The following is a 15,908-nucleotide window of genomic DNA, read 5'->3' on the forward strand; positions in this document are numbered from 1 at the left end:
AAGGCGAACAGCGGTCCGCAGGAGAGGCGGAAACGGGCACGATGGCGATGGACGGCGCTGCCGCGCAGCCGCGCGGGCGGGTGGTCATGCTGGTCGACAACGGTGTGAACGGTGACTCCCGGGTGCAGAAGGCCGCCCGCTCGGCCGCCGAGGCCGGCTGGGAGGTCGTCCTGCTGGGCCGCTCGCCCGTGACCGAGGAGCGGACCTGGCAGCTGGGGCGGGCGCAGGTGCGGTTGCTGTCGATGCCCGCACCGCTGGCGCGGCGGCGGCACGAGTTCCGGCGGGCCTGGCTGCGCTGGCCGCTGGCCTATCCGCCGAACGGCGTCGCCGCCCACCGTCAGCAGAGCGTGAAGGCGTGGCGGGCCGACCTCGCGGTCCGGGCCGCCCAGCTCGCCGTGGCCGCTCCCGGCACCCCCCGGCTGACGCTGCGCCGCCGGCTCCTGCGCGCCGAGCAGGGTCTCGCCAAGCTCTCCGCCACCTGGGTCTCCGGCCGCTACTGGATGTTGACCCAGGCCCGGACGCGGCGGAAGTTCCGCAACCCGTGGGACCGCGCGTACACGCTGTTCTGGGAGTCCGTGAAGGGCGACGGCGCGTGGCGGCGGCTGGAGCCGGGCCTCTGGGACTACGAGCTGGCGTACGGGCCGGTGATCGACGAGCTGGCGCCGGACCTGATCCACGCCAACGACTTCCGGATGCTCGGTGTGGCCGCACGGGCGAAGATCCGGGCCCGGGCGCGAGGCCGCGAGATCAACGTGGTGTGGGACGCCCACGAGTTCCTGCCCGGGCTCAAGCCGTGGCAGGACAACGCCCGCTGGCTGCCCGCCCACATGGCGCACGAGCGGGAGTACGCCCCGTACGCCGACGCGGTGGTGACGGTCTCCGACGGCCTCGCCGAACTGCTCCAGCGCGAGCACCGGCTCGCGGAGACGCCGGACGTCGTGCTCAACGCCCCGGCGGCCGGCTCCGAGGACCTCGACCCGGACGCCGCCGCGCCGGACCTGCGCGCCCGCTGCGGGGTCGGCCCGGACGTGCCGCTGCTGGTCTACAGCGGCGCCGCCGCCCGGCAGCGCGGCCTGGACATCATGGTCGACGCGCTCCCGCGGCTGCCCGGCGTCCACGTCGCGCTGGTGGTCAACAAGCCGGACGGCCCGTACGTGTCCGGGGTGCTGGCCCGCGCCCGGAAGCTCGGCGTCGCCGACCGGGTGCACGCCCTGCCGTACGTGGCGCACTGGCAGGTGGTGCCGTTCCTGGCCGGCGCGGACGCCGGGGTCATCCCGATCCACCACTGGCCCAACCACGAGATCGCGCTGATCACCAAGTTCTTCGAGTACTCGCACGCCCGGCTGCCGATGATCGTCAGCGACGTGAAGACGATGGCCGGCACGGTCCGCTCCACCGGTCAGGGCGAGGTGTTCCGGGCCGAGGACGTGGCCGACTTCGTCCGCGCGGTCACGGCGGTGCTGGCCGACCCGGAGCGCTACCGGGCCGCGTACGACCGGCCGGGCCTGCTCCAGAGCTGGACGTGGGAGGCGCAGGCCGAGGTGCTGGACTCGGTCTACCGCCGGCTGCTGCCGGGTCGCCCGCCCGCGCCGGGGCGCGCCGGCGAGCCCGCTCCGGGCGACCCGCGGCCCGCGCTCGGGGTCGGCACGTGAGCACGCCCGACGTCACGGTCGTCACCGCCGTCTACAACACGATGCCGTACCTGACCCGGTGCCTGACCTCCCTCGTGGAGCAGACGATCGGGCGGGACCGGCTGGAGGTCATCGCCGTCGACGACGGCTCCACCGACGGCAGCGGCCGGGAGCTGGACCGGTTCGCCCGCCTCTACCCGGGCACCGTGAAGGTGGTGCACCAGCCCAACTCCGGCGGCCCGGCCGCGCCGAGCAACCGGGCGCTGGAACTGGCCACCGGCCGGTACGTCTTCTTCATCGGCTCCGACGACTACCTCGGGCCGGAGGCGCTGGAGCGGCTCGTCGCCGCCGCCGACCGGTGGGACTCCGACGTGGTGCTGGGACGCCTGGTCGGCGTGAACAGCCGCTACATCCACCAGGCGATCTACGCGGAGACCAGCGCCGACGTCGACCTGTTCGACTCGGCCCTGCCCTGGTCCCTGTCGAACACCAAGCTGTTCCGCCGGGAGCTGATCGAGCGGTACGGCCTGCGCTACCCGGAGGACATGCCGGTCGGCAGCGACCAGCCGTTCACCATCGAGGCCTGCGTCCGGGCCCGCCGCGTCTCCGTCCTCGCCGACTACGACTACTACTTCGCGGTCCGCCGGCTCAACGCTCGCAACATCACCTACAAGAGCCGCCACCTCGAGCGGCTGCGCTGCGCCGAGGACCTGGTCGCGTTCGTCGCCAAGCTGGTCGAGGCCGGCCCGGAGCGGGACGCGGTGCTGCTGCGTCACTTCACCTGGGAGATCGCCAAGCTGCTGGAGAACGACTTCCTGCGGCTGGAGCGCGACGTCCAGGACCGGGTGGTCGCCGGCGTCCGGGCCCTCGCCGAGGGGCACCTCACCGACCGCATCCGCGACCGGCTCCCGATCGAGGCCCGGGTCCGCCTGGCCGCCGCCCGGTACGGCGACACCGACCACCTGCTCGCGGTGATCCGGCAGGACGCCGAACTGGGCATCCCGCCCGCGGTGGTCGACGGCGACCGCTGGTACGCCGGCTACCCGGGCTTCCGGGACCCGCACCTGCGCATCCCGGACGCCTGGTACGAGATCACCGACACCGCCGCCGACTGGGTCGCCCGGCTCGACACCGTCTCGGCCGCCTTCGAGGGGTCCCGGGCGCTGCTGGTGACCGCCCGCAGCCCGCGGCACGACCTGCCGGAGCTGGCGTCGGCCGTCCGGCTCGCCGCCGGCGACGTTACCGGCGTGACCGTCTCGGTCGTCCCGGACGCCACGGGCACGACCGTGCGGGCCCGTATTCCGTTGGACCGGTTGCTGGACGGCGCCGGCCCCGGCGGTGAGCTGCGCACCGTCCAGACGCACGTGGACGCGTTCGGCGCCACCGGCGTCGCCGCGCTGCGCGGCGCCCGGCGCCCGGTGCCCCAGCGGGCGGTGCTGCGTCGCGGCGCCCGGCTGCACGTCCTGACCACCACCACCAACCACAAGGGCCAGCTCGTCATCGCCGTAGCACCCGTAACGCCGCGCCGGTTGATGGCCCGCCTGCGGCGCAGGCTTCCACTAGGAGGAAAGTAGTAGTCATGAACATCTGCGTCGTCGCCCTCGGGAAGATCGGGCTGCCGTTGGCCGTGCAGTTCGCGTCGAAGGGGCACCGGGTCATCGGTGCCGACGTGTCCGAGCGGGTCGTGAGCCTCGTCAACGACGGTGCGGTGCCGTTCCCCGGCGAGACCGACCTGGACGTCAAGCTCAAGGAGGTGGTCGCCGCCGGTCTGCTGTCGGCCACCACCGACACCGCCACGGCGGTCGCCGAGTCCGAGGCCGTCGTCGTGGTCGTGCCGCTCTTCGTGGACGCCGAGGGCGTCCCGGACTTCGGCTGGATGGACGACGCCACCCGGGCCATCGCGCGGGGCCTCAAGCCGGGCACGCTGGTCAGCTACGAGACCACGCTGCCGGTCGGCACCACCCGCACCCGCTGGGCGCCGATGCTGGAGGAGGGCTCCGGCCTGACCGCCGGCAAGGACTTCCACCTGGTCTTCAGCCCGGAGCGGGTGTTCACCGGCCGGGTCTTCGCCGACCTGCGCCGCTACCCCAAGCTGGTGGGCGGCATCGACGAGACCTCGGCCGCGCGCGGCGTCGAGTTCTACCAGGCCGTGCTCGACTTCGACGAGCGCGCCGACCTGCCCCGCCCGAACGGCGTGTGGGACCTCGGCTCCGCCGAGGCCTCCGAGCTCGCCAAGCTCGCCGAGACCACGTACCGGGACGTCAACATCGGCCTGGCGAACCAGTTCGCGCGGTTCGCCGACAGCGTCGGCGTGGACGTGCTCAAGGTCATCGAGGCCTGCAACTCGCAGCCGTACAGCCACATCCACACGCCGGGCATCGCCGTCGGCGGGCACTGCATCCCGATCTACCCGCGGATGTACCTGTGGAACGACCCGGCCGCCACGGTGGTCCGCTCCGCCCGGGAGGCCAACGCGGCGATGCCGGAGTACGCGGTGGATCTGCTCGCCGCGGCGTACGGCGACCTGACCGACGTGGGTGTCCTGGTGCTGGGCGCGGCGTACCGGGGCGGGGTCAAGGAGACGGCGTTCTCCGGTGTCTTCCCGACCGTCGAGGCGCTGCGCGCCCGGGGTGCCAGGCCGTACGTGTCGGACCCGATGTACAGCTCCGAGGAGCTCGCCGCGCACGGCCTGCCGCCGTACGAGGGCCAGGAGGTCACGGCCGCGTTGATCCAGGCCGACCACGCGGAGTACCGGACCCTGGCCGCGAGCGACCTGCCGTCGGTGCGCGTGCTGGTGGACGGTCGCCGCGTCACCGACCCGGCCCGCTGGGCAGACGTGCGCCGCGTCGTCATCGGCGGCTGATCCCGCTCCGCCTTGGAGGGCCCCGACCGGCCACGGTCGGGGCCCTCCACTGTGGACGCGACGTCCCCCGGGTCAGGGCGGCATCCTCTACAGTGTCGAGGCAGGGCCACCCGTGCCGCCGCCGCTGCACGGCCCGATCCTCCGACCGATGAGGGGATGTGAGGTGATCGAAGAATTCGGCCGGGAGGGCCGAAGCGCCGAAGCCCCGGGCCCGGCTGTCGACGCCGACCAGCCGCCACCGGCGGAGGGCCGGGAAGCACCGGCGGCGGACCATTCGGACCCGTCGGCGCTGCGCTGGGGGATCTGGCCGGTCGTCGCGATGGCCGCCACCGCCGCCGCCCTGTGCGGCTTCTGGTGGTTCAGCCACCACCGGCCGCCGATCCAGTTCGGCGCCTTCAAGCGGCCCCCGATCTACGGCGTCTTCATCCCGGTGTGGGACGAGCTGGCCCTGACCGTGATACCGGCCGGCGTGGTCCTGGCCGCCGTCGCCTGGTTGATCACCACTCGACTACGGATGCCGAAATGGTCGGCACTCGCCCTCGTCGTCGTGTCCGGGGTGACGACGGCGGCCACGATCGCCCTGGTCCGGGGCGAATGGCGCCACCTCACCCGGGGACTGAGCACCGAGCCGGACCGGGTGGCGTACTACACCTCCGACCTGCACTTCGTGTACGAGCTCGGAGTGCGTGGCTTCATCGAGCAACACCCAGACCTCGGCCCGGAGTTCGACTCCTACAACTCCTGGACGCATCCCCCCGGGGTGCTGGTCTTCCTGTACCTGCTCTTCCGGGTCATCGGTGCGTCCCACCCCCTGCGGATCGCCGTCGCGATCGCGGTGGTCGCCTTCGCCGCGGCCGTCTCGGCCTGGCTGATCGGCCGGACCCTGGGCGGGGAGCGGGCCGGCCGGATCGGGGCGGTGCTCTTCGCCGCGGCACCGGGACCGCTCATGCTGTCCTACACCAACCTGGACACCGTTTTCGCGACGGTGATGACGATGAGTGCGGCCCTGTTCGTCCTCGCGATCCACCGGCGGTCCGCGCCGGTCGCCGCCACGGCCGGTGCGGTGCTCGGGGTGGGCACCCTGATGACGTTCGCCACGTCGTTCATCGTCATCGCGGCGACGCTGGCGGTGCTGATCCAGACCGGGCTGCGCACCGGAGCGCGGCTGCTGGGCGCGGCCGTGGCCGGTGGCGTCGCCGTGCTGGCCCTGGCGTGGCTCACGCTCGGCTTCGACGTCTTCGCCTCCTACCAGGCGTCACCACAGGCCGCCCGGCCCTACGACCCGTACTGGATCGTGGCGAGCCCGGCGGCCTGGCTGATCTACGCGGGTCTTCCGCTGGCCGTGCTGGGAATCGCCGGCCTCGTCGTGAAGGTGCCCGGCTCCCGCCGGCCGGTGCTGGTGCTCGTGCTGGTCCTCGTCATGCTCGTCTGGGCGTCGCTGCCGTCGGAACTGACCAAGCTGCGTCCGGGTGAGGTGGAGCGGACCTGGGCCTTCCTCTACCCGCTGGTCGCGGCCTCGGCAGGGCTGGTGGTCGACGCGTGGACCCGGAACCTGCCCCGGCGGTGGGCCGGTGGGGTCGTCGCCGGCCTGGTCGCGCTCTCGGTGGGCCAGGCGGTGTTCCTCCAAGGCCTCTACGAGAACTTCTACTGAACCCGACCGCCCGACAGGACGGGCCCCGACCGAAACGGTCGGGGCCGTCGTCGTCCGCGTGCTCAGCCTTCGGCAAGGCCGGCCGTCGTCGCGTCCGTCAGTGCTGCGCCGGCGGGTTGTCCACGTCGCGGGAGACCACCTCGCCCTTCTCGTTGACCCAGCCCCTCGGGCGGGCCGGGTTCCCGGCCACCAGCTGGTACGGCTTGACGTCCTTGGTCACCACGGACCCGGCGGCGATCATGGCGTACTCGCCGACCTCGATGCCGCAGACGAGGGTGGCGTTGGCGCCGATGGAGGCGCCCCGGCGGACCAGGGTCGGGGTGATGGTCCAGTCCGGGTTCTGCGCGCGGGGCCGGAAGTCGTTGGTGAAGACCGCGCACGGGCCGACGAAGACCTCGTCCTCGAGGGTCACACCCTGGTACACCGAGACGTTGTTCTGAATCTTCACCAGGTCGCCGACCGTCACCCCGGCGTCGACGTACACGTTGCGGCCGATGACGCAGCCCGCGCCCACCTGGGCGGTGGACCGGACGTGGGCCAGGTGCCAGACCTTCGTGCCGTCACCCACCTGGGCGCCGGCCTCCACGTCGGCACTGGGGTGGACGAAGACCGGCGGCCGGTCGTTGGTGTCAGTCATGTCATCTCGCATCGGTCTCGGGGCGCGGCGTCGCGCCACGTCGGGAGCGCCCGGGGGCGGCCAGCCGCGGCCGTCCGGGACGCCGTCACCGGCTCCGCCCGGAACGTCACGATCCGGGCGGACGGACTGGCGTAGCATAGCCACCCGCTCAGCGGCTCAGCCGACCAGCGCCGCCACCGCGTCGGCGACCGGGACGTCCGCCGGCAGCGCCGTCGCGGCCACCACCGCGGTGACCGGTAGCGGCCCGTACAGGTGCGGGAAGAGCGTGCCGCCCCGGGACGGCTCCCAACGCAGCCGCCCGCCCAGCCGGGCCGGGTCGACCGTCAGCAGGGTGAGCCCGGTGGCGCCGGTGAAGTGCCGCCGGGCGGTCTCGGCCACCTGGTCCGGCCCGGACAGGTGGACGAAGCCGTCCTGATGGTCCAGCGCGGTGCCGGTGAAATGCCCGGCGGCGAGCGCGTCGTCCCATTCCGTGGTGGCCAGCAGCTTGTAGATCACACCGGCAGCCTAAGGCTGCCCGCGACCGGCCCTCCCGCTCGGCGCCGCCGTCTGTCACCATTCGTGGTCGGCGGCGGAGACGATTGGGGGTACGCCGGTGCGCATCCTGCTGGTCGAGGACGACCGCCGGGTGGCTGCCGCGCTCTCCGCCGCGCTCACCCGGCGGGGCTACGAGGTGGAACACGCGGCGACGGTCGCCGCCGCGCTCTCCGCCGCCCCCTGCGACCTGGTGCTGCTCGACCTCACCCTGCCCGACGGCGACGGCACCGACCTGTGCCGCGAGCTGCGCCGGCGCAGCAGCCAGCTCGGCATCATCGCGGTGACCGCCCGGGGGGAGGAGCGGGACCGGGTGCTCGGGCTGCGCCTCGGCGCCGACGACTACGTGGTCAAACCGTTCTCGATGGTGGAGCTGCAGGCCCGGATCGAGGCGGTGCTGCGCCGCGCGGCGCACGCGGCCCCGGAGCGGAACCTGATCGAGGTGGGGCCGGTCCGAATCGACGTTGGGGCCCGGACGGTCCGTGTCGACGACCGGGAGGTGGCGCTGACCCGCAAGGAGTTCGACGTGCTGCTCTCCCTGGCCCGGCAGCCGGGCGTGGCCGTGCCCCGCGACCGGATCCTGCTGGACGCCTGGGGCACCACCTGGGCCGACCGGCACACCGTCGAGGTGCACGTGGGTTCGCTGCGCGGCAAGCTGGGCGATGCCCGCCTGGTGGAGACCGTACGCGGGGTCGGCTACCGGCTGCGCGGCGAGTGAGGCGCGGTGCGACGCCGTCTGGTGATCAGCTACCTGCTGCTGATGGTGCTGGTCCTGATCGCCCTGGAGACGCCGCTGGCGGCTACCCTGGCCAGCCGGGAGACCGAGCGGGTCCGTGCGGACCGGCTCGCCGACGCCACCCGCTTCGCCTCGCTGGCCGGGCCGGCGCTGCGCGGCGGCGTCCCCGGCCCGCTGAACAACGAACTGGACAGCTACGACGATCTGTACGGCATCGGCGCCGCCGTGGTGGACCGCGACCGGCGTACCGTCGTGGCGTCGGCGAGCTGGCGCCCCGCGCCCGGCACCCGGGCCGCCCTCGACGTGGCGCTCTCCGGCCAGCAGGCCAGCGGACCCGAGTCGGTGTGGCCGTGGGTGGACGGGCCGATCGTGGTCGCGGTGCCGATCAACGACGGCGGTGAGGTGCTCGGCGCGGTGGTCACCACGACCTCCGCCGCCACGGTCCGGCGGACCGTCACCACCTGGTGGCTGGTGCTCACCGCCGCGGGCCTGCTCGCCGTGCTGGCCTGCGTGCTGACCGCGTTCGGGCTGGCCGGGTGGGTTTTGCGCCCGGTCACCGAGCTGGACGTGGTGACCCACGAGATCGCCGAGGGGGACCGGAACGCCCGGGTGCAGCACCGGCTCGGGCCGCCGGAGCTGCGCCGGCTGGCGGCGAGCTTCAACAACATGGCCGACGCGGTCTCGGACGTGATGGACCGGCAACGGGCGTTCGTGGCGCACGCCAGCCACCAGCTCCGCAACCCGCTGACCGCGCTGCGGCTGCGGGTGGAGGAGCTGGGAACCACCCTCACGGATCCGGACGGCCGCACCGAGCACCGGCTCGCGCTGGAGGAGACCGACCGGCTGGCCCTCGTCCTGGACGCCCTGCTCACCCTGGCCCGGGCGGAGCGCACCGAGAACCTGCGGGTCACCGTCGACGCGGCGGCGATCGCCGCCAGCCGGGTCGCGGCGTGGGATCCGCTCGCCCGCCGGCGGTCGGTCACGCTGCGCCTCGCCGCGGGCGACGCCCCGGCGTACGCCCGTACCGTGCCGACCGCCGTCGACCAGGCGCTGGACGCGCTCATCGACAACGCGGTGAAGTTCAGCGGCGCCGGGGGCGAGGTCACGGTGGCGGTCCGGCACGGCGACGGCGGCACGAGCCTGGAGGTACGCGACACCGGCCCGGGTATGACGGCGAGCCAGCTCGACCAGGCGACCGAGCGGTTCTGGCGGGCGCCGGAGGTCCAGAACATCGACGGTGCCGGGCTCGGCCTGACCATCGTCGCGGTCCTCGTGGACGCCTCCGACGGGCGGCTCACCATGCGCCCGAACTCGCCGCGCGGCCTCACCGCCACGCTGTGGTTCCCGGCGCCGCCCGACGCCGGCGACGCCCCACCCGCCCCCAGCGACGGACGTTAGGAAGGGACCCTTCTACTACCTCAGGCGTTAGGAGGGGACCCTTCCTTACGGTTTCGCGGCGCGGTACCAGGCGGCGGCCCCCGGGTGCAGCCGCAGGGGGGTGGTGGTGATGGCCGAGCGGGGGCTCATCCGGCCGGCCGCCGGGTGGGCCGCGGCCAGTTCCTCCCGCCGTTCCATCAGCAGCCGGGTCACCTCGCGGACCAGCCACTCCGGCAGGTCCGCGCGGACGATCAGGAAGTTGGGATTGGCGACGGTGGTGATCGGCTCCACCCCGTACACCGAGCGCGGGACGTCCCGGGAGACGTAGACGCCGGGGTGGCGGGCGCGCAGCGGCTCGGTCCAGCCACCGAGGTCGACGATCCGGACGTGCCGGTCGCGGGCCAGTTCCGCCACCCCCCGCACCGGGAGGCCGCCGGAGAAGAAGAACGCGTCGATCTGACCCGCACGCAGCGCGGCGACCGAGTCGTCCAGGCCGAGCCGCTCCCAGCGTACGCCCTCGCCGCCCAGCCGTGCGACGTCGAGCAGCCGGGACGCGGTGATCTCGGTGCCGGAGCCCGGCGCGCCCACCGACACCCGCCGGCCGCGCAGGTCGGCGAGCGTGCGGATCCCGCCGGCGGCGTTGGTGACGAGGTGCAGCAGGTCGTCGTACACCCGGGCGACCGCGGCCACCGACGGGTCGGCCCCCGGGGCGGCGGGCAGTACGTCGGCCTGGGTGAAGCCCAGCTCGGCCGAACCGGCGCCGACCCGCCGGACGTTCTCCGCCGACGCCGGGGTCACCACCACGCTGGCGTGGACGTTCGGCAGCTCCCGGTTCAGGATGGTGGCCAGCGACTGCCCGAAGGCGTGGTACACGGCGGTGGGGCTGCCGGTGGCGATGCGGATCTGCAGCGGCGGGGCGGCGTCGTCCCGGCACCCGGGCAGCACGGCCGCCAGCGCCAGGGCCAGCAGCGCCGCGGTGGCTCGGCGGGCACGTGCGTTCACGGGCTGCACTGTGCGCCGTCGGGACGGTCGACCGCAAGCTGGCCCGCCCGGTTCGCCCCGATGCGGCCCGTCAGTCCGCCTCGCGGGGGGCGCCCAACTCGGCGGCCTCCAGGATGCGCTCCCGGTCCGGGCCGTGCGCGACGCTGACCAGGAAGCAGCCGGTCCCGGGACGCAGCAGGGCCGGGACCTCCAGCAGGGCGGCGCCCCGGACGAGCACCGCGGCCAGTTCCCGGTCGGTGAGGCGGACCCCGAGGATGTGCCGGCGTACGTGCCGACCGCCGGCCAGCAGCGCGGCACGCCAGGCCGCCGCCGCGAGGCGGGGCCGCCACACGCGCCGGGCGGCCGACGCGCCGGGCACCGGGCCGCCGAGCAGCTCCCGCCGTCCCTGCCGCCAGCCGGCCTCCAACGCGGTCGCGTACGCGTGCCGCCGCGCCACCGGCACGGTCAGCCGGTGCAGTTCGAAGCGGCGGCGCAGACCGCCCACGGCACGTTCGTGCGTCACGGGCACGTCGAGCCGGTCGAGCAGCTGACGCATCCGCAGGGCGGCGTCCTCGCGGTTGAACTCGACGATCCCGGGCCGGTACGCCGGGGTGGTCCGCCGGGGCCCGGCCACCGTCGGCGGGGTCACGCAGAGCAGAAGGCAGGCCGCCTCGAACGCGTCGGCCAGCGTCAGCCAGTCCAGCGGTGGCGGGATCGACGGCGGCCGGGGTCGGTCGAGCAGGATGGGTTCCACCTCGGGACTCCTTCGGGCGGCGTCGGGGTTCCCCTACCGTGGCCGCTGCCTGCCGCCGGCGGAACACATCCGGCCGAGCTTTGAGGAAATCTTGCGGGAGGCTTGTCCTACAGCTCGGTGACGACGACGTCGACCGCGCGCGGCCGGCCCGCCGCCGACGGCTGCTCCACCACCGTGTACTTCAGGTCCCGCAGCGCCGCCACCAGCCCGTCGGCGGTCCGTGGCCGGGCCCCGGCGGTCAGCAGGTCCCGCACGAGGCGACCCTTGGTGGCCTTGTTGAAGTGGCTGACCACCGACCGGACCGGCACCCCGTCGACGTCCCGCTCGTGCAGCACCCGCACCGTCACGGTCCGGCCGGCGACCGCGCCACGCGGGGTCCAGGTCGCCGCGTACGCGCCGGAGCGCAGGTCCAGCACCGGTCCGTCACCGGCCGCCGCCGTCAGCACCGGCGCCAGCGCCCGCCGCCAGTACGCCGACAGCGCCCCGACACCGGGCAGCCTCGCCCCGACGGGGCACCGGTACGGCGGGATCCGGTCGGTTAGACGGACCGCGCCCCACAGGCCGGAACTGATCAGGACCGTCCGGCGCGCGGCGCGCACCGCGGCCGGCGGCAGCGTGGCGAGGTCGAGGGCCTCGTAGAGCACCCCGGTGTAGAGGCGCTCGGCCGGCGCGGTCGCCGCCTCCCGCAGCCGGGCGTTGCGGCGCAGTTCGCCGCGCTGACCCGGGCTCAACCCGAGCGCGGCCAGGGCCGCCTCCTCGTCGCCGCTGGCGGACACGCCGACCAGTGCCGCCGCCGCCTCCTCGCGGGCCGGGGTCAGCTCCGGCAGCGAGAGGCGGGAGAGGTCGAGCCGTCGGCCGGTGCCGGCGTCGGCCTTGCCCTCCGAGGGCGGCAGCAGGATGAGCATCGGGGGACTCCTCGCTCCCGGTGCCCGCGCACCGGAGGAGGCCAGGGTACGTCCCCGCCCTACCGCCAGGGCCGGACCGGCGTCTCCGGGTGGTACACGCGATACCCGTGGCGACGAGCGCGGCGTCGGCCCGGTCCCGGAGCAGCCGGCTCGGCCCGGCGAGGGCGACCAGGGGACGGCCAGGTCGCCTCCAACATCCCCAGGTAGCGCTGGCCGTACAGGAAGACGGAGTGTTCCGGCCCTCGGCGATGTGCAGGGCGGCGAGCCCGACGGTGGCCTCGTCGCTGTTCGACACCGGAATGGTGTGCAGCGTGAGGACCAGTCGGTAGGCGACGCGGCCACCACGAGCACCAGCGCAACGAAATCGCCTCGCATGGCCGACGTGCGCCGCTTGTGGCAGGGTTGCAACGTGCCACCCACTGCCGCAGGCCAGCTGGCCGTTCCCCAACTGCACCGGGCCGCGCGGCTCGAGGACGCCGTCCACCACCTGGTCGAACGCCGCCTGCGCCGGACCGGCTGGCGGACCAACATCGTCGCCTACACGGGTTACGGCGCGCCCGGTTGGGTCCGCGTGATGTGCCGCGTGCTGCTGGGGCGGCCGGACACCCGGCAGCGGGGCCGGCTGGAAAAGGTCCGGGGCTGGCGCAGCTTCACCACCCTGCCCGCCAAGTACGTCACCGTGACCGTCGAATCGGGCGGGCAGCGGCACGAGACCCGCACCGACCGCAGCGGCTTCGTCGACACCGTGGTCGAGGCGGACCTGCCCCCGGGCTGGGGCTCGGTACGGATCAGCGCGCCCGAGGCGGAGCCCGTCGAGGCGCCGGTGCGCATCCTCGACCCGCAGGTGCGCTTCGGCATCCTGTCCGACATCGACGACACGGTGATGGTCACCGCGCTGCCCCGGCCGCTGCTCGCCGCCTGGAACACGTTCGTCCTGGACGAGCACGCCCGCGCGGCGGTGCCCGGGATGGCGGTGCTCTACGAGCGGCTGGTGACCGCACACCCCGGCGCTCCCGTCTTCTACCTGTCCACCGGGGCGTGGAACGTCGCGCCGACCCTCACCCGCTTCCTGTCCCGGCACCTCTACCCGGCCGGACCGCTGCTGCTGACCGACTGGGGCCCGACCGCCGACCGGTGGTTCCGCAGCGGCCGGGAGCACAAGCGGGCCACCCTGGCCCGGCTGGCCCGCGAGTTCCCCGAGGTGAAGTGGCTGCTGGTCGGCGACGACGGCCAGCACGACCAGGAGATCTACCGGGAGTTCGCCGCCGCCCACCCCGACAACGTGGCCGGGGTGGCGATCCGTCGGCTCTCGCCCACCCAGGCGGTCCTCGCCGGCAGCCTGCCCCACCCCGCCGGTGACAGTTCGTCCGCCGGCCCGCTGGGGCAGAAGTGGCTCTCCGCGCCGGACGGCGCCGGCCTGTGGAAGCTGCTGCGGGACGCGGGCCTGGTCTGACGCCCGTCGCGGCGCTGCCTGTGGAGGGTGCTGCGGGACGCGGAGCCGGTCTGACGGCCGTGCGCCGGCGCCCGCGTCCCGCAGGGCCTCAGTTGGCGCCCGGCACCTCGACCTGAGCCGTGCAGCCCGCCGCAGCCCGGCGCTGCTGGATCAGGTCGACGACCGCCTGCCGGTTGGCGATGCGGGCCGCCGACTGGGCGTCCGGGTTCTGCCGCTGCGCGGCGATGAAGGTCAGGTTGTTGCGCAGCGCGGTGTCCAGACCCTGGCAGCTCTCGGCCGCCTGCCCGGTGCCGGTCGCCACCGCGAACGCCACGCCCGTGGTGACCACGACCGCGGCGAGACCCGCGATCTTGCGCTGCCGCGCGGTCGCCTTCCCGCCCCTGTTGGTTGTGCCCGTCGCCCACGCCATCGAAGCTCCTTCACGTCCCTCGTAACGGCCCGGCATCGGTGAGCGGTACGGGCGGCGCACGCGGATCGTTCAGGGCCGTGCACGCCGGCGCCCACAAGATCAGCAGTGTGTCGCCACCGGCGTCACGGCCAGTGACCGAAGTGACGAGGCGCGACACGTCGACCCGCCACCCGCCTCACAGATCTTGGAAGCTTCCGGCCCCTCCACAGGGGCCGACTCCTTCCAACATCGCCGACGGTGTGCACAAGCTGGGGCGGGGCGTGGGCCAGGTCGGTCCTGGCCCACGCCCCGCTGAGCGTGCTCTTCTCCATGCCGCCGGCATCACGCCTTCCGGCACCCGGTGACAGCCCCATGCCGGCGGCATGGAGTCGATCTCAGTTGTCGTTCAGGCAGCCAGCCGGGCTGGGGTCGTCCACCATGACGGGAGCCGTGGCACCGCCGGCCTTGCCGTTCGCGTTGCCGGCGCCTGCCTTGCCGTTTCCGTTTGCCTTGCCGTTGCCGTTCGCTCCCGCCTCGGCGTCGCCCGCGCCGGCCTCGTCGCCCGCTCCGGCCGCATCGCCAGCGGCGTCGCCCGCACCGGCGTCACCGGCCTCGGCATCGGCGTCGCCCGCACCGGCCTTGTCGCCCGCAGCGTCGCCCGCAGCGTCGCCCGCACCGGCGTCACCGGCCTCGGCGTCGCCCGCACCGGCTTCGGCGTCGTTGCCCGCGTCGGCTTCCTCGCGGGCCTGCTGGATAGCCTCCACGAGCGCTCTGATCTCCTGGATCAGGGCCCGTACCTCCGCCAGTTGGGCCGCGATCTGGTCCGCCGCGTCCTGCTCGGCACCGGCGTCCTCCTCAGCACCGGCACCCTGCTCCGCGCCAGCGTCGGCGCCCGCCTCGCCGTCCTCGCCAGCTCCGGCGTCGTCCGTCCCCGTCTCGCCGGCACCGGCCTCACCCGCGTCCGCGTCAACTCCGGCGTCGCCGGCCTCCTGACCCGCTGCGGCGTCGCCGGCCTCCTGACCGGCGCCCGCCTCGACGTCCGCGTCGGCTCCGGCGTCCTGGCCCGCCTCCTGGTCGGCCTCAGCTCCGGCGCCCGCCGCCTCCACCAGTCCCGCGATCTGCTGGATCAGGCCGCCGATCTGGCCCACGATCGCCGCGGCCCGCTCGGCCCCGCCTCCCGGCGCCGCCGCCTTCCCGGACGCCCGCTGCGCGGCACGTTCGCGCGCCTGTTCCACGATCCCGCCGATCGAGTCGACGATGCCGTCCACCTGCTGCACCCGGGCGGCGGTCGCCCGCGGGTCGTCGATCCGGCCGGCCCGTTCGGCGCGCAACCGCTCGGTGGCCGCCCACGCCTCGTTCGCCCGCGCCGCCACCGCGACGTCCCACGGCACCTCCGGGCAGACCGCACCGGCGACCTCCACCTGACCTGTGCAGCCGGCGGCGGCCCGCCGCTGCTGGAGCAGGTCCACGACCGCCTGCCGGTTGGCGATCCGCGCCGCCGAGTTGGCGTCCGGGTTCTGGCGCTGGCTGGCGATGAACGTGAGGTTGTTGCGTAGGGCGGTGTCGAGCCCCTGGCAGTTCTCCGCCGCCTGGCCGACGCCGGTGGCCACGGCGAACGCCGCTCCGGTCGTCACCGCGATCGCGGCGACCCCGGCGATCTTCCGCTGCCGCGGCGTTACCGTCGTCCTGCTGCTGGTGCGTCTCGTCCACGCCATCGAAGCTCCCTCCGCCTCGTCCGTCAGGAAGTGGCCGGCATCCGATGTGCGGTACGGCAGGGCAGCGGACGGAGTTCAGACAATCTACGCCTGAAGGCCAAACTATCCACTCAGCGTGACGAACTGGGCGACTCAGCGGCACCCGGAGTGACCGTCGGCCGCTGACAGTTGACGATCCACCAGACCTGACGGCGAGGCCCCCGGCGAACCGGACGCCGCGACGTCGACGGAGTCGCGAGGGTCACCGCCGGGCGCCGAGCCGCCGGGACCGCCGAGCCGCCGCCGG

The 15,908-nt window shown here is 74.4% G+C and carries 14 protein-coding genes and 1 pseudogene; 7 read left to right on the plus strand and 8 right to left on the minus strand.

The features are described from left to right. Nucleotides 1-86: 86 nt before the first annotated feature. The 4 genes from AB0873_RS20980 (at nt 87) to AB0873_RS20995 (ending at nt 6,145) form a co-directional block, all read left to right on the plus strand. Nucleotides 87-1,652, plus strand: coding sequence for a glycosyltransferase family 4 protein (locus tag AB0873_RS20980; protein ID WP_366601528.1), 1,566 nt, complete (start codon nt 87-89; stop codon nt 1,650-1,652). Continuing rightward, on the plus strand, nt 1,649-3,205 hold the full coding sequence (locus AB0873_RS20985; protein WP_366601452.1) for a glycosyltransferase: 1,557 nt from the start codon (nt 1,649-1,651) through the stop codon (nt 3,203-3,205). The genes AB0873_RS20980 and AB0873_RS20985 overlap by 4 nt, the downstream gene beginning before the upstream one ends. Nucleotides 3,206-3,210: 5 nt before the next feature. Beyond that, nucleotides 3,211-4,494, plus strand: coding sequence for a nucleotide sugar dehydrogenase (locus AB0873_RS20990; RefSeq protein WP_366601454.1), 1,284 nt, complete (start codon nt 3,211-3,213; stop codon nt 4,492-4,494). Between the two features lie 163 nt (nt 4,495-4,657). Further along, on the plus strand, nt 4,658-6,145 hold the full coding sequence (locus AB0873_RS20995; RefSeq protein ID WP_366601456.1) for a glycosyltransferase family 39 protein: 1,488 nt from the start codon (nt 4,658-4,660) through the stop codon (nt 6,143-6,145). 97 nt (nt 6,146-6,242) lie between these two features. Here AB0873_RS20995 and AB0873_RS21000 read toward each other — a convergent pair whose 3' ends face one another. Together AB0873_RS21000 and AB0873_RS21005 are read right to left on the minus strand one after the other, a co-directional pair. Then, nucleotides 6,243-6,782, minus strand: coding sequence for an acyltransferase (locus AB0873_RS21000; RefSeq protein ID WP_155332952.1), 540 nt, complete (start codon nt 6,780-6,782; stop codon nt 6,243-6,245). Nucleotides 6,783-6,938: 156 nt separating this feature from the next. Further along, on the minus strand, nt 6,939-7,277 hold the full coding sequence (locus tag AB0873_RS21005; protein WP_366601457.1) for a DUF952 domain-containing protein: 339 nt from the start codon (nt 7,275-7,277) through the stop codon (nt 6,939-6,941). Between the two features lie 97 nt (nt 7,278-7,374). Between AB0873_RS21005 and AB0873_RS21010 the strand changes: the two genes are divergently transcribed. After that, nucleotides 7,375-8,031 (plus strand): response regulator transcription factor, encoded by a 657-nt coding sequence (locus AB0873_RS21010; protein WP_366601459.1) that lies wholly within the window; start codon nt 7,375-7,377, stop codon nt 8,029-8,031. 6 nt (nt 8,032-8,037) lie between these two features. Next, a complete protein-coding gene (locus tag AB0873_RS21015; RefSeq protein WP_366601460.1) occupies nt 8,038-9,447 on the plus strand; it encodes an ATP-binding protein in 1,410 nt (469 codons plus the stop codon). 45 nt (nt 9,448-9,492) lie between these two features. On the opposite strand, the gene AB0873_RS21020 is transcribed toward AB0873_RS21015, so the two are convergent. The 4 genes and pseudogenes from AB0873_RS21020 to AB0873_RS21035 form a co-directional block, all read right to left on the minus strand. Further along, the gene (locus AB0873_RS21020) at nt 9,493-10,428 is read right to left on the minus strand and encodes a TAXI family TRAP transporter solute-binding subunit (RefSeq protein WP_366601461.1); all 936 of its coding nucleotides are present in this window, start codon (nt 10,426-10,428) and stop codon (nt 9,493-9,495) included. Between the two features lie 70 nt (nt 10,429-10,498). Continuing rightward, nucleotides 10,499-11,161: a hypothetical protein gene (locus AB0873_RS21025; RefSeq protein WP_366601462.1), complete on the minus strand. Its 663-nt coding sequence runs from the start codon at nt 11,159-11,161 to the stop codon at nt 10,499-10,501. 107 nt (nt 11,162-11,268) lie between these two features. After that, nucleotides 11,269-12,066 (minus strand): peroxide stress protein YaaA, encoded by a 798-nt coding sequence (gene yaaA / locus AB0873_RS21030; RefSeq protein WP_366601464.1) that lies wholly within the window; start codon nt 12,064-12,066, stop codon nt 11,269-11,271. A gap of 148 nt (nt 12,067-12,214) precedes the next feature. Beyond that, nucleotides 12,215-12,441: pseudogene (locus tag AB0873_RS21035) on the minus strand (hypothetical protein); the annotation flags it as partial. On the opposite strand from AB0873_RS21035, the gene AB0873_RS21040 reads away from it, so the two are divergent. Then, nucleotides 12,440-13,519 (plus strand): phosphatase domain-containing protein, encoded by a 1,080-nt coding sequence (locus AB0873_RS21040; protein WP_366601466.1) that lies wholly within the window; start codon nt 12,440-12,442, stop codon nt 13,517-13,519. The pseudogene AB0873_RS21035 and the gene AB0873_RS21040 overlap by 2 nt on opposite strands. Nucleotides 13,520-13,607: 88 nt before the next feature. On the opposite strand, the gene AB0873_RS21045 is transcribed toward AB0873_RS21040, so the two are convergent. Together AB0873_RS21045 and AB0873_RS21050 are read right to left on the minus strand one after the other, a co-directional pair. Beyond that, nucleotides 13,608-13,928 carry a hypothetical protein gene (locus AB0873_RS21045; protein ID WP_366601468.1) on the minus strand — a complete coding sequence of 107 codons (321 nt, stop codon included), beginning with the start codon at nt 13,926-13,928 and terminating at the stop codon, nt 13,608-13,610. A 374-nt stretch (nt 13,929-14,302) separates the two neighbouring features. Then, a complete protein-coding gene (locus AB0873_RS21050) occupies nt 14,303-15,622 on the minus strand; it encodes a hypothetical protein (RefSeq protein ID WP_366601470.1) in 1,320 nt (439 codons plus the stop codon). Between the last annotated feature and the right edge of the window lie 286 nt (nt 15,623-15,908).

It is taken from the genome of Micromonospora sp. NPDC047707 (assembly GCF_040704235.1).
Taxonomy (GTDB): domain Bacteria; phylum Actinomycetota; class Actinomycetes; order Mycobacteriales; family Micromonosporaceae; genus Micromonospora.